The following is a 12894-nucleotide window of genomic DNA, read 5'->3' on the forward strand; positions in this document are numbered from 1 at the left end:
GTCATCATGAAATACAGTGAAAATTCCCTCGATGACTGTATTGTTTTTTAAACTTTAAGTTGATATTCTGGGTTATACTTAGTTCATTTCTTTCCTGTCGGGGTTCACATGCCGGATCCAGTCGATGAAAATGCCCAGCCTGCCCAGCCTGCCCAGCCTGCCCAGCCTGCCCAGCCTGCCCAGCCTCCGGGCCAAGTTCCCGCGAAAACGTCTTTGCGGGAAAAATTGAGGAGTGCGTGGAGGTGGGTGACACCCCATGCCGCCCGAGTATCCTTACTGGCGACAGGTGTCGTTATCGGTTCTGCCGGTCTGTTTTTCCTGATGGGCGAAACCGATGTGACGGATGATTACCTGCCGAAACGCTGGAATGCATCCATCCGCAGACTGGGCATCGAGCCGGTCTATCCTCCACAGGAGGATATTTATGTCGGAGACATCATCGCCGAGGTCGTGGATTCGGGCCACAAGTTCAAGTCTTTGCCGACCGACCTCGAAAGCGAAGCCTTCATCGGTCGCTACGTCAAGATTACCCAGATACCTAATTTGCGGGGATATCTCGGGGTCAAGTCTGAGGCGCCTTATTTTGGCGACAGCACCTGGTCGGAGGATAAAAAGTCTCTGTCGATTGCTCAACCGCGTACGGAGGTTGCTATGGATGGGACGACGTCTGGCCTGGTGGTGAAGGACGCGCTGTTTCCCATCGTCAGGATAGAACGCAAAGAAGGAATGGCAGGACTTTTACGCAATATCGCCTTTGGTGGCGCACGGGCGGATATCGAGGAAATCGAGCTTCAGAATGTGCAGACCTATGCGATCAATCCCTTCCATGCACAAAATGCGCTGATGCGGTTTTGCAATGATGACGACACCAAGGTCTATTGCGCCGACGACTATCTTCGCGAAAAACTCTCGTACATTCTCAGCCGCAATATTTTGAGAACCGCGGAGACAGAGGACTGTGGTTCGCGCTATATTTACGACATTCGCCTGCTGGTCGTGCGTCAGGCGTTTCTGACACGCGGGGTAAAGGTCACCAACGGCCGGGCACGCTCGGGTTTCATCGATGCGAGGGGAAACAAAGGTGACGTCCAGAAGACTGTGGATGGTGCGGACGTTGCCGCGACCACAGGCCCGCAGGGCCAGCAGCCGGCGGCCGAAAACATGGCCGGCAATGACAACACCATTCGCAGCACGAACAGTTCCGGCCTCTTTTCCGATAGCCAGTTTGCGAGGCCGCTCGTCATAGGCTTCAACAGCGTTTCCATCGGTATGCGCAACAGCACGCCCGCATGGCTGGACGCCGCGGCAAAAGCTGCCGCTGGCAAGGACGTAAAAGACCGCGCCAAGATTTGTGCATCTTCGCAGGAGGTTGCGAAATGAGACTGGCTATTTTTCTCTTCGGTATGTTTTTTCCGTTTCTGGCAAATGCGCAGGATTTGGTTCGCCCGTCTGCGAGTGGAGATATTGCGCAATTCAACGATGATTGCATTTATCGCATTCCACCTTGCAGCAAGGATGATGGTGGCGGCGTTTTTCCGCCGCCACCACCTCCGCCCGGTGGCGGCGGCGGGATACACAATCTGCCAGGCGGTCCTGTCCTCAAGAACTCGATTATCGTTCCCGGCAATGACGTTATAAAGGGGTTAAACTTGGACGGCCCGGATGTGCGGGGAATGCAATTGCAGCTTCAGACCAGATAGACGGTTTATCCGGCGGTTCAGGCTCCAATCCGTCTTGGCTGACACTTGATCTGTTCCGGTTGGTATTTTCCCATATGTGCGCCACCGTCGTCTTCAAAAGGCGACGGTGGTTTGAAACCCGCCTCCAGCGACGGCATTTTCTCCCCTGTCGCAGCACCCTATGGCCATGTCGCAATCAGGCGGCTGAACGGCCGCCGGGCGCTTCATATTCCATCCCATCGATTTGGCAGCACGACAGGCAATGCCGGCGCTTTTTAGGGGTTCTGTAAATGAAGACACATGCACGGGCGGTGGTGATCGGTGGCGGCGTCGTCGGCGTTTCGACGCTTTATCATCTTGCCAAGAAGGGCTGGAGCGACAGCGTCCTTATCGAGCGCAAGGAACTGACCTCCGGTTCCACCTGGCACGCAGCCGGTCTTTTGCCGCTGTTCAACATGAGCTACTCGGTCGGCCAGATCCACAAGTATTCGGTGAAGTTCTACGAGGAGCTTCAGGAAGAGACCGGCATGAATGTCGGTTTCTCCAAGGTCTCGAACATTCGTCTCGCCCGTACCAAGGATCGCTGGGACGAATATATGTATTATGCCGGCATTGCCGAGACCATCGGTGTGCGGGTCAACATGCTGACGCCGGAGCAGGTGAAGGAAATCTGGCCGCTTTGCGAGACGGACGGCCTGCTGGGCGCCATCCAGCACCCCGATGATGGTTATATCCAGCCCGCCGACCTGACGCAGGCGCTTGCGAAGGGCGCGCGCGACCGTGGCGCCACCATCTATCGCAACACCACCGTCACCGCCATCGAGCAGCTGGAAGACGGTCACTGGAAGGTGACGACGGATAAGGGCGAAATCATCGCCGAACATATCATCTCCTGCACCGGCTCCTTTGCCCGCAAGACCGGCGAGATGGTCGGCATCAATATTCCGGTCATCCCGGTTGAGCACCAATATATCGTCACCGAGCCGCATCCGGCCATTCTGGAGCGCCGCCGTCAGGGTCTGCCGGAAATGGGCGTTCTGCGTGAATCGGATTCGGCCTGGTACATGCGCGAGGAGGCCGGCGGTCTGATCCTCGGCCCTTACGAAGTCGGCGCTCCGGTCTGTTATGTCGACGGTCCCTCTGACGATAGCGAATATGAGCTGTTCCAGGAGGAACTTGACCGCCTTATGCCGCATATCGAAACGGCGATGGTGCGCGTTCCGGCTTTCGGTGAAGTCGGTATCAAGAAGGTCTATAACGGCGCTATCGCCTATACGCCTGATGGCAACCCGATCGTCGGTCCGGCACCGGGCCTGAAGAATTTCTGGCTGAATGAAGGCCACTCGTTCGGCATCACCGCTGCCGGTGGTGCTGGCTGGCAGCTTGCCGAATGGATCGTCGATGGTGAGCCTACACTCGATCTGATGGGTGTCGATCCGCGCCGTTTCGGCCCTCACGCAACGGAAGGTTACCTCATTGCCAAGAATGAGGAAGCCTATGCCAACGTCTTCACCATGCATTACCCTGATGAAGAACGTTCCGCTGCCCGTCCGCTGAAGACGACGCCGGTTTACGACCGTCTGAAGAAGCTCGGCGGCGTGTTCGGTTCCGTTTACGGCTGGGAGCGTGCCAACTGGTATGCGCCGGAAGGTTATGCGCTGCGCGAAGAGGACCTCGGCGTCGGTGCGGATGTCATCACCAGCCACAACTATGCGCCGCCACTGGATGATGGCCGTATCGTTGAGAAGTGGTCGTTCCGCCGCTCGAACTATTTCGAACATGTCGGCAACGAGGTGAAGAACGTCACCCAGAATATCGGCGTGCTTGACATGTCGGCCTTCGCCAAGATGGAAGTCTCCGGTCCCGGCGCGCGCGCCTGGCTGGACAGCATTCTCGCCAATATCGTGCCGAAGAAGCGCGGCCGTATTGCGCTGACGCACCTTCTGACGCCGAATGGCGGCGTGAAGGTGGAGTTCACCGTCTATGAATGGGCGCCGGGCCGCTTCTATCTGGTGTCCGCCGGTGGTCTTGAGGCGCACGATCATGACGTGCTCCAGCGGCTTGCGCCCACCGACGGTTCCGTCGTGCTGCAGCCCATCACCCAAAAATACGGCGTGCTGGTGCTTGCCGGTCCGAAGTCGCGCGATCTCCTGAAGAAGCTGACCCGTACCAGCCTCGAGAACAAGGATTTCCCGTGGCTGACGGCGAAGCAGATCTCCGTGGGTGTGGCGACGGCGCATGCACTGCGCGTCAACTTCGTCGGTGAACTGGGCTGGGAGTTGCACCATCCTATCGAAATGCAGAACTACATCTTCGACCGGCTGATGGAAGCAGGCGCCGAGTTTGGCATCAAGCCATTCGGTATTCGTGCGATGGTGTCGATGTCGCTTGAAAAGTCGTATCGCAACATGGGCCGCGAGCTTTCGGTCGAATATAACGCCTATGAATCCGGTCTCGACCGTTTCCTGCGTCCGGAGAAAAACTTCATCGGCCGCGACGCACTGGTGGCATACAAGGAAGCCGGCTTGAAATCGGTATTCTCGACGCTGACCGTTTCGGGCAATACGGATGTCGATGCCCGTGGTTCTGAAGCTATCTTCGATGCAGATGGCGCACTTGCCGGCCGTGTGACGAGCGGCGGCTTTGGCTGGCGTATCGGCAAATCGATTGCGCTTGCCATGCTGAAACCCGAATATGCCACGATTGGCACGAAGCTGAAAATCCGCATTCTCGGCACGCTTTATGACGCCGAGGTGGTGGAAGAAAGCCCCTTCGATACGGAAAACGCGCTGCTGCGCGCCTGAGGGATTTTCCTGGAAGCATTCGAAACACGGCCCTCCCTCGGGGGCCGTGTTTTCTTTTGGGTAAGCATGTATGCCGACTGTTTTCGGGCAAAAGTGTTATTAATCATTCTGAAAAATACGCCTGCTAATTTCCCGTGAAAGACGACGGGGGACTGGGACAAAATGAATTTTCTGGGCATTACGGGCATGCAATATTCGGGTGTGCCATTTACCAATTGCCGCATTTTGCTTGCGGAAGATACCAATGTGTTCACCCAGATGGTGAGCATGCGCCTGAAAGAATTGCTGGGCGTTTCCGTGGAGGTGTGCCGCAACTTCGAGGAGTTGCAGGCGTGCTACGAACACTCGGCCGAACCCGTGACGCTTGCGATTTCCAACATCAATCTTCCGGGGGCGGAGAATGGCGAGGCGCTGGAATATCTGATCGATCTTTCAATCCCGACCATCGTTTTCACCAGCACGTTTCATGAGGCGACCCGCGAAACGCTGATCGCCAAGAACGTGGTCGACTACATTCTGAAAGACAATATCTTTGCCGTGGACATGCTGACGGAATCCATCTGTCGGTTCCTCACCAACCACCGCCACCATGTGCTGATCGTGGATGACAGCCCAACGGCGCGGGCGCTGCTTTCCAGCCGCCTCAAGCGTTATAATTTCCGCGTCAGCCTTGCCGATAGCGGTGCGAAGGCGCTCGAAATCCTGAAGGCCAATCCCGATATCGGGCTGGTGGTGACCGACTACAATATGCCCGATATTGACGGTTTCGAACTTACACGGCGCATCCGCACCGTGCGCGGTTCGCACGAGTTGCGCATCATCGGCGTTTCCTCGTCCACCAACCGGCTTTTGTCGGCGCGGTTCCTGAAGGCGGGTGGCAACGATTTCATGCTGCGGCCCTTCATCGACGAGGAATTTTATTGCCGCGTTAACCAGAACCTCGACACGCTGGTGCAGATACAGCTGGCCAAGGCTGGCGTGAGACCGGCGGCCTGATCGGACTTTTCGTTGTCAAAGCCGCGATAAGTCAAAGCTGAGACTCGAGCGGCAGGAAACGCATGATGCCCGCGACGATCCGGCGGCTGATGGCAGCGTCCGGTTCACGCCGGTATGTCTTCGGCTGGCCGTGTTCTTCGGTCATCCAGACGATGCGATTGCCGTTGTCTATATCCAGCTCGAAGCTCATCGAGCGGCGGATTTCTTCGCTGAATATCTCGTCCATGCGCGCAACCAGCGGGGCTGAGGTGAAAACGACGCCCATTTCCGTATTGAGAGAAGCAGAGCGCGGATCGAAATTGAGCGAGCCGATATAGCCGGTCTTGCCGTCGCGGGAGAAAGCCTTGGTGTGGAGGCTCGCCTGTCCTGAACCGCGAAGCGTAAAGCTTGGCTGGTCCGCCTGTGCACGCAGTTCATGCAGTCGCACCCCGCCCAGCAGAAGCGGCTTTCGATACCGTGCGTAACCGGCGTGAACGGCGGCAACATCTGTTGCAGCCAGCGAGTTGGTGAGGATGGCAACCGAGACGCCGCGCTCGGCAAGGTTTGCAAAAATGTTCAAGCCCTGTTTGCCGGGAATGAAATAAGGGGAGGTGATGTGCAGGCTGTCATTTGCCGCCTGCATCAGCGGCAGCAGGCTCTCCATCAGGAAGTTGTGGCCGTTGCGGCGTTTTCCCGCTGCTTTTTCCGGCGGGTCGGCAAGCACGTCGGCTTCATCGACCCAGTGCAGGCGGTCCGACATCAGGAAATGACCGCTGCCATATTGGTTTTCGACGCGCTCGAGATAAGGTTTGGCAGCCTCGCTTTTCGGCAGCGCAGCAAGCTCGCGCCTTAACCTGGCAAGCTTGCTCGGCCTGCGCGCCAGAAGCGAGCGCACGGGAACGGAAACGGCGCTGTTCCAGTAGTCGTCGAAGATTTCGGTGGCATCCGCAACGATCCTGCCGAAACCGAGAATGTCGAAATCGTGGAAATTGGCCCGTTCGGCGGCATCGAAATAGGCGTCGCCAATATTACGGCCGCCAACGATCGCGGCGCGTCCGTCGGCAATCCACGCCTTGTTGTGCATGCGCCGGTTGACGCTTCGGAACCGGAGGACCAGTTCCAGGCTTCGATACAAGATGTTTTCCCGCGCCCTGGTTGGGTTGAACAGCCGCAGCTCGATATTGGGATGGCTGTCGATGGCGTGGAAGATGCGGTCGGACATCGAGACGCCGAGATCGTCCAGAAGCAGCCTCACGCGCACGCCGCGATCTGCCGCTGCAATGACCTCGCGCATCATCAGCCGACCGGTCAGATCGGCGTTCCACATGTAATACATCAGATCAAGGCTGCGTCCGGCCGCCCGCGCCGCCGCCATGCGTACTGCAAAGGCATCCAGATTGGAATGCAGCAGGCAGAGCGCGTTTTTCTCGTTCCAGCCATTCCTTATCGACTGCCAGTGGCGGTCGAGCCCGGTCGCATCCTCGGCAACGGGCAGGGCAGTTGAGGGGCGTTTGGGAATGGCCTTTTCCCGCTGCTTGCTGATGACAACAAACAGGGCTGGTCCGACGACCAGCAGCACCATGGCGATAAAGACCGTAAATGCAGTCACTTGTTTTGATCACTCCCGGCCTGAAGATTATCAGGCCGGGTGAAAACGCGCGAGCACATAAAGCGTTCACGGCAGAAGAGGGTGCGGGAGCGAAAAAGCCTGCCTTGCGAAGCGAATGCAGGAGGCGGGACTTGTGAATCACATAAGTGTATGCTTATCTGTTGTCATGACAGAGAATGATATTTTCCGGGCGCTGGCCGATCCGACACGCCGCGCTATTTTCGAAAAGCTCGCGGATGGTGCCCAGAACGCTTCCGCCTTGCGTGAGGGTTTCGATATCAGCCAGCCGGCCATGTCGCAGCATCTTGCCGTGCTGCGGGGGGCGGGGCTGGTCGTCGAACGGCGGCAGGGTCGTTTCGTCAATTACGAGGTCGATCCGGATGGGCTGACACGGATTGCGACATGGCTTGGCAAATACCGCGCCTACTGGCCGCAGCGCGTAGAAGCACTGAAGCTCTTGCTGAAGGATATGGATCAATGAACAGGGAACTGCCCGCAGCACCCAAACCCGTTGTCGAGCTGGAATATGATCTCGATGAGCCGCTGCAAAAAGTCTGGCGTGCGATCAGCATTCCGGCCTTCCGTGAAAACTGGTTGCCGAAGGAGGCTTTAGCTGAACCCGAGGCGATTAGGATCACCCCGGGGAAGGAGGTCTGTTACAGGATGCGGGATGACGTTCCGCCATTTCTGGAAAGCACCGTCACCTTCAGGATTGCACCCAACGCGAGCGGCGGCACCAGCCTGCGGGTCATTCATGAGTTGCCCATCACCGGTTCCGGTCGGATGACAAAGGCTGCCGCAAACCACAACGGTTCGCCCATCAAGCTCGCCGCCTGATCCACGACATTTCCTTACATTTTCAAACGACAGGAGTTCGCCGATGCGCGAAGCGATGCAACTCGTCCCTATGGTAGTTGAACAATCCGCAAGGGGAGAAAGGTCTTTCGACATCTATTCCCGGCTGTTGCGGGAAAGGATCATCTTTCTCAACGGTGAGGTCAACGACGCTGTTTCCGCGCTTGTCTGCGCGCAACTGCTGTTTCTGGAGGCGGAAAACCCGAAAAAGCCGATCCATCTCTACATCAATTCTCCAGGCGGCGTCGTGACCAGCGGTCTCGCAATGTATGACACCATGCGCTACATCCGCGCGCCGGTTCATACTCTGTGCATGGGGACCGCCCGTTCGATGGGCTCGTTCCTGCTTATGGCGGGCGAACCGGGCGCGCGGGCGGCATTGCCCAACGCCAGCATCCTCATTCACCAGCCGTCCGGCGGGTTTCAGGGGCAGGCGTCGGATATGCTCATCCATGCTGAAGAAATCAGGCAGACAAAGCACCGAATGACGCGGCTTTATGCCGAGCATTGCAAACGCAGCTATGACGAGTTTGAAGCGGCAATGGATCGCGACCGTTTCATGACGGTGGAAGAGGCACTGGAGTGGGGTTTGATCGACCGCGTTCTGGACGTTCGCGAAGATGTGGCGGCGGCATGACTCAAATCGTCCCGGTTGGCGCATGGCTGGCCGGGACGGTTGATCAGATATCCAGATTATCCGCGAAGGCAGCCCGTTCCTGAATGAAGCGGAAGCGGGCATCCGCCTTGGTGCCCATCAGATTGTCGACCGCCTCGCGGGTGCCTTCGAAATCCACGTCGTCGATCTCTACGCGCAGCAGGGTGCGCTTTTCGGGATCCATGGTGGTTTCCTTCAGCTGTGCCGCCATCATTTCGCCAAGGCCTTTGAAGCGGCCGATTTCGACCTTCTTGCCCTTGAAGACGGTTTCCATCAATTCGGCGCGGTGGGCGTCGTCACGGGCATAGGCGCTCTTGGCACCCTGACGGATGACGTAGAGCGGCGGCACCGCGAGATAGAGGTGGTTGCCACGAATGAGTTCCGGCATTTCCTGATAGAAGAAGGTGATGAGCAGCGAGGCGATATGGGCGCCATCGACGTCGGCATCCGTCATGATGATGATGCGTTCGTAACGCAGATCCTCTTCGCGGTACTTGGTGCGCGTGCCGCAGCCCAGCGCCTGTATGAGATCGGCGATCTGCTGGTTGGCGGAGAGTTTTTCACGGCTGGCGCTGCCGACGTTGAGGATCTTGCCGCGCAGCGGCAGGATGGCCTGATTGGCGCGGTTGCGCGCCTGCTTGGCCGAGCCGCCAGCCGAGTCACCCTCGACGATGAAAAGCTCGGCATTCTCAGCCGTGTTCTGCGAGCAGTCCGCCAGCTTACCGGGCAGGCGCAGCTTGCGCACCGCCGTCTTGCGGTTGACTTCCTTTTCCTTGCGGCGGCGCAGGCGTTCTTCGGCGCGCTCGATCACCCAGTCCAGCAGCTTCGCCGCTTCGCCCGGATTGCCGGTGAGATAATGGTCAAAGGGATCGCGTAGCGCGTTTTCGACGATGCGCTGGGCTTCGACGGTCGCGAGCTTGTCCTTGGTCTGGCCGACGAATTCCGGCTCGCGGATGAAGACGGAGAGCATGCCCGCTGCCGAGATCATCACGTCATCGGTGGTGATTTCCCTGGCTCGCTTGTTCTGGGTCAGCTCCGCATAGTTCTTCAGGCCCTTGGTGAGTGCGATGCGGAAACCGGCCTCATGCGTACCGCCTTCAGGCGTCGGGATGGTATTGCAATAGGAATGGATCTGCGTGTCGCCGCCATACCAGGTCACAGCCCATTCCAGCGCGCCGTGGCCACCGGTCTTTTCGGTGCGGCCGGAGAAAATCTCGCGGGTGACAGTGAATTCCTTGCCGAGCGTGGCGGCCAGGTAGTCCTTCAGACCACCGGGGAAATGGAAAACGGCCTTTTCGGGGATTTCGCCACCGGCGGGCACCATGCCGGGATCGCAGCTCCAGCGGATTTCGACGCCGCCGAAGAGATAGGCCTTGGAGCGGGCCATGCGGAAAATACGGGCCGGTTCAAATTTTGCGTGATCGCCGAAGATCTGCGGGTCCGGATGGAAACGCACGCGGGTGCCACGACGGTTGTGCACGTCACCCAGTTCTTCGAGACCGCCGATCGGCGCGCCGCGCGAAAAGCGCTGGCGGTAAAGCTTGCGGTTACGGGCGACTTCCACTTCCAGAAGATCGGACAGCGCATTGACCACGGAAACGCCGACGCCGTGCAGGCCGCCGGAGGTTTCATAGGCCTTGCCATCGAACTTGCCGCCGGCATGCAGCTTGGTCATGATGACTTCGAGCGTCGACTTGCCCGGAACCTGCGGATGGTTTTCCACGGGAATGCCGCGTCCGTTATCGGTGACGGTTAGGAAACCCTCGGTATCGAGATGGACCTCGATGAAATTGGCGTGGCCTGCGACGGCCTCGTCCATGGAGTTGTCGATGACTTCGGCAAAGAGGTGGTGCAGCGCCTTCTCGTCTGTGCCGCCAATATACATGCCGGGCCGCATGCGCACCGGTTCCAGCCCTTCGAGCACGCGGATCGACGAGGCACCGTAATCGTCACCGGAGGGGGACACGGGCGCTGGGGGTGGGGGCGTCGTGACGGCCGCAACGGCTGCTGGTTTCGGCTGCACGTTCACGTTCGCGGCTGCGGACACCGGGGCCTTCACGGGTTTTGCCGTGTCCTCGTTCTTTTCCGTTTCGCTGTTTGGTGCCACCGGAAGACCGGAGAAGAGATCGTTGCTATCGTCCATCATGTCCAAGGTTCAAAAAAGCGTGTCGTCAGAATTTCGCCAAGCGAATCAGTATGCCAATAGGGGCAAGTATAGCGCCAAACGTGCAGGGCGTGTGGCCTAACGCGGCGCACCCTATGCCACGACTATGTCAGGGTTTCGCAACAGGAGGATTGCGCTGCCGCCCTGGCAATGGCAAGTCTCGCAGCCACGAATGAACGGTTAACCAAGTCATGTCCACAGCTCATTTCACGTTTTGTACTCTTTTCTGCCTGACTGTTGCGGCGATGCCGGGCGGTGCCGGGGCGGCGGACGGGCCGCTGCGGCCGTTCAAGGACGAGCTGTTTTCCAGCCAGACAGTGCTTTCCACGGCCGATGGCGGCGCATCTGAGGTGATCGATTATCAGGAGATGCGCGATATCAACGGCCGCGACGAGGTACCGGAACGCCGGGTGAAGCTGCAATATGTGGATATGGCGCCCAAGACAGCGCAGGCGATGGAATCCGTGGCGGTTGAGGGCAGGGCGCTTGAGGTGGGCCGCGTCGGGCCATCATCCGGGCAGGCCTTCACCGTGATCTTCATTCACGGGCGCGGCGGCGACCGGCGGCTTGGCATGAACGACTATACGTTCGGTGGCAATTTCAACCGGCTGAAAAATCTGGCTGTCGCCAATGGCGGCACCTATTATGTGCCGAGCGTACGATCCTTCGATGCCAATGGCGTTGCCGACGTTTCCGCGCTGATCGCCTATGTGGCTAGCAAATCCGGCGGCAAGCCGGTGGTGTTGGCCTGCGCCTCCATGGGCAGCTTCATCTGCTACGGCATCAGCCGCGACAAGGCGACCGTCGGCAATCTCAAGGGCATGGCGATCCTTGGCGGCGCGGTCGATCCCGACTTTCCGAAGAGCGCCTTTGCGAAAGCCAAAAAGCCGGTGTGGTTCACCCATGGCAGCGCCGACAAGGTCTATTCCGCCGACAGCCAGGCGACCATCTTCCGCACCTTGCTGAAGGCGGGAGAGCCGGCGCGCTTCACGCTTTTTGAGACAGGCACGCATGGAACGCCGGTGCGCATGACCGACTGGCGGGCGGTTTTGAACTGGATTTTGAGCCGATGAGGTCCAGTTTTGGTTCGACAGGCGCGAATTTCGGCAAATTGACCGACGTTTTGAAGCTTATGACTGCTTTTTTGTACCAATTGTCATCAGCTGCGTTTAAGGAAATATTCCGGGATTTCCGGCAGGGTTTCTGTCGCGATTAGGGGCCGCCTGGCGGCTGAGGTAAGGGATGTTCGCGCAAGCGGCTCTCCGAGACAAAGGGAATGGGATACGCATGACGCCGAATGTTCGACCGCTTGTAGCCGGAAACTGGAAGATGAACGGCACCCGTTCGTCGCTCGATCAGATCAAGGCCATGGCAGAGGGCGTCAAGGGCGCGCTTTCCGAAAAGGTGGATGCGCTGATCTGCCCGCCATCGACGCTTCTTTATGTGGCAACCGCGCTCTGCGACGACAGCCCGCTGATGATTGGCGGACAGGATTGCCACCAGAATGTTTCCGGCGCGCATACGGGTGACATTTCCGCCGAGATGATTGCCGATTGCTTCGGCACCCATGTCATCGTCGGCCACTCCGAGCGCCGCACCGACCATGCCGAGACGGATCATCTGGTCCGTGCCAAGGCCGTTGCCGCCCATCAGGCCGATCTTATCGCCATCGTCTGCATTGGCGAGACGGCGGATGAGCGCAAGGCGGGCCAGACGCTCGATATCCTCAAGCGCCAGCTCGCCGGATCGCTTCCGGACGAGGCAACCGCCGAAAACACCGTCATCGCTTATGAGCCGGTCTGGGCGATCGGCACGGGTCTGACGCCGACCACGCAGGATGTGCGCGAGGCTCATGCCTTCATGCGCGACGAGCTGGTCAAGCGCTTTGGTGATGAAGGCAAGACCATGCGGATTCTTTACGGCGGCTCGGTGAAGCCTGCCAATGCGCTGGAACTGATGGGTGTCGAGAATGTCGACGGCGCATTGATCGGCGGCGCGAGCTTGAAAGCCTCCGACTTCCTTTCCATCTATGCGGCATACGAGCAACTGACGGCTTGAGACACGCTTTCCTGCCACAGTGGCGGGAAAGGGGCTTGGAATAAGCCTTCGCCTCATGTAAAGAGCCGCGAAACCTTCTTTGTAGTGCTCCGCGC

General features: G+C 58.6%; 11 protein-coding genes. 9 read left to right on the forward strand and 2 right to left on the reverse strand.

The window, feature by feature from the left end; genetic code table 11:
• The first annotated feature begins 246 nt into the window (after nucleotides 1-246).
• From AC5SEO_RS20680 to AC5SEO_RS20695, 4 genes are all read left to right on the forward strand, one after another.
• A complete protein-coding gene (locus tag AC5SEO_RS20680; RefSeq protein ID WP_174068382.1) occupies nucleotides 247-1380 on the forward strand; it encodes a hypothetical protein in 1134 nt (377 codons plus the stop codon).
• Nucleotides 1377-1700: a hypothetical protein gene (locus AC5SEO_RS20685; RefSeq protein ID WP_174068381.1), complete on the forward strand. Its 324-nt coding sequence runs from the start codon at nucleotides 1377-1379 to the stop codon at nucleotides 1698-1700. Before AC5SEO_RS20680 ends, AC5SEO_RS20685 begins: the two co-directional genes overlap by 4 nt.
• A gap of 269 nt (nucleotides 1701-1969) precedes the next feature.
• Nucleotides 1970-4483 (forward strand): GcvT family protein, encoded by a 2514-nt coding sequence (locus AC5SEO_RS20690; protein ID WP_174068380.1) that lies wholly within the window; start codon nucleotides 1970-1972, stop codon nucleotides 4481-4483.
• A gap of 162 nt (nucleotides 4484-4645) precedes the next feature.
• The gene (locus tag AC5SEO_RS20695) at nucleotides 4646-5479 is read left to right on the forward strand and encodes a response regulator (RefSeq protein WP_003515447.1); all 834 of its coding nucleotides are present in this window, start codon (nucleotides 4646-4648) and stop codon (nucleotides 5477-5479) included.
• 31 nt (nucleotides 5480-5510) lie between these two features.
• Here the strand turns inward: AC5SEO_RS20695 and AC5SEO_RS20700 are convergent, their stop codons facing one another.
• Complete coding sequence (locus tag AC5SEO_RS20700) at nucleotides 5511-7067, reverse strand: phospholipase D-like domain-containing protein (RefSeq protein WP_174068379.1); 1557 nt, start codon at nucleotides 7065-7067, stop codon at nucleotides 5511-5513.
• Between the two features lie 166 nt (nucleotides 7068-7233).
• Here AC5SEO_RS20700 and AC5SEO_RS20705 point away from each other — a divergent pair, with 166 nt between their 5' ends.
• From AC5SEO_RS20705 to AC5SEO_RS20715, 3 genes are read left to right on the forward strand one after another with little or no spacing between them, the layout of a single operon-like run.
• Nucleotides 7234-7548: an ArsR/SmtB family transcription factor gene (locus AC5SEO_RS20705; protein ID WP_003515444.1), complete on the forward strand. Its 315-nt coding sequence runs from the start codon at nucleotides 7234-7236 to the stop codon at nucleotides 7546-7548.
• A complete protein-coding gene (locus tag AC5SEO_RS20710) occupies nucleotides 7545-7904 on the forward strand; it encodes an SRPBCC family protein (RefSeq protein WP_112959154.1) in 360 nt (119 codons plus the stop codon). The genes AC5SEO_RS20705 and AC5SEO_RS20710 overlap by 4 nt, the downstream gene beginning before the upstream one ends.
• A gap of 43 nt (nucleotides 7905-7947) precedes the next feature.
• Entirely contained in the window at nucleotides 7948-8559 is a 612-nt protein-coding gene (locus AC5SEO_RS20715; RefSeq protein ID WP_013636224.1) for an ATP-dependent Clp protease proteolytic subunit, read from the forward strand.
• A gap of 43 nt (nucleotides 8560-8602) precedes the next feature.
• On the opposite strand, the gene parE is transcribed toward AC5SEO_RS20715, so the two are convergent.
• Nucleotides 8603-10723 (reverse strand): DNA topoisomerase IV subunit B, encoded by a 2121-nt coding sequence (gene parE, locus AC5SEO_RS20720; RefSeq protein WP_013636223.1) that lies wholly within the window; start codon nucleotides 10721-10723, stop codon nucleotides 8603-8605.
• A 209-nt stretch (nucleotides 10724-10932) separates the two neighbouring features.
• Between parE and AC5SEO_RS20725 the strand changes: the two genes are divergently transcribed.
• Nucleotides 10933-11814 (forward strand): dienelactone hydrolase family protein, encoded by an 882-nt coding sequence (locus AC5SEO_RS20725; RefSeq protein WP_174068378.1) that lies wholly within the window; start codon nucleotides 10933-10935, stop codon nucleotides 11812-11814.
• Nucleotides 11815-12028: 214 nt separating this feature from the next.
• Nucleotides 12029-12799 (forward strand): triose-phosphate isomerase, encoded by a 771-nt coding sequence (gene tpiA / locus AC5SEO_RS20730; protein WP_003515430.1) that lies wholly within the window; start codon nucleotides 12029-12031, stop codon nucleotides 12797-12799.
• Nucleotides 12800-12894 lie beyond the last annotated feature (95 nt).

Source organism: Agrobacterium sp. K11, from assembly GCF_059429395.1.

What these genes read in the sequence shown, in the direction of transcription:
- AC5SEO_RS20685 (WP_174068381.1), top strand. Translation starts at nt 1,377, where the DNA reads ATGAGACTGGCTATTTTTCTCTTCGGTATGTTTTTTCCGTTTCTGGCA.
- AC5SEO_RS20690 (WP_174068380.1), top strand. Translation starts at nt 1,970, where the DNA reads ATGAAGACACATGCACGGGCGGTGGTGATCGGTGGCGGCGTCGTCGGC.
- AC5SEO_RS20695 (WP_003515447.1), top strand. Translation starts at nt 4,646, where the DNA reads ATGAATTTTCTGGGCATTACGGGCATGCAATATTCGGGTGTGCCATTT.
- AC5SEO_RS20705 (WP_003515444.1), top strand. Translation starts at nt 7,234, where the DNA reads ATGACAGAGAATGATATTTTCCGGGCGCTGGCCGATCCGACACGCCGC.
- AC5SEO_RS20710 (WP_112959154.1), top strand. Translation starts at nt 7,545, where the DNA reads ATGAACAGGGAACTGCCCGCAGCACCCAAACCCGTTGTCGAGCTGGAA.
- AC5SEO_RS20715 (WP_013636224.1), top strand. Translation starts at nt 7,948, where the DNA reads ATGCGCGAAGCGATGCAACTCGTCCCTATGGTAGTTGAACAATCCGCA.
- parE (WP_013636223.1), bottom strand. Translation starts at nt 10,723, where the DNA reads ATGATGGACGATAGCAACGATCTCTTCTCCGGTCTTCCGGTGGCACCA.
- AC5SEO_RS20725 (WP_174068378.1), top strand. Translation starts at nt 10,933, where the DNA reads ATGTCCACAGCTCATTTCACGTTTTGTACTCTTTTCTGCCTGACTGTT.
- tpiA (WP_003515430.1), top strand. Translation starts at nt 12,029, where the DNA reads ATGACGCCGAATGTTCGACCGCTTGTAGCCGGAAACTGGAAGATGAAC.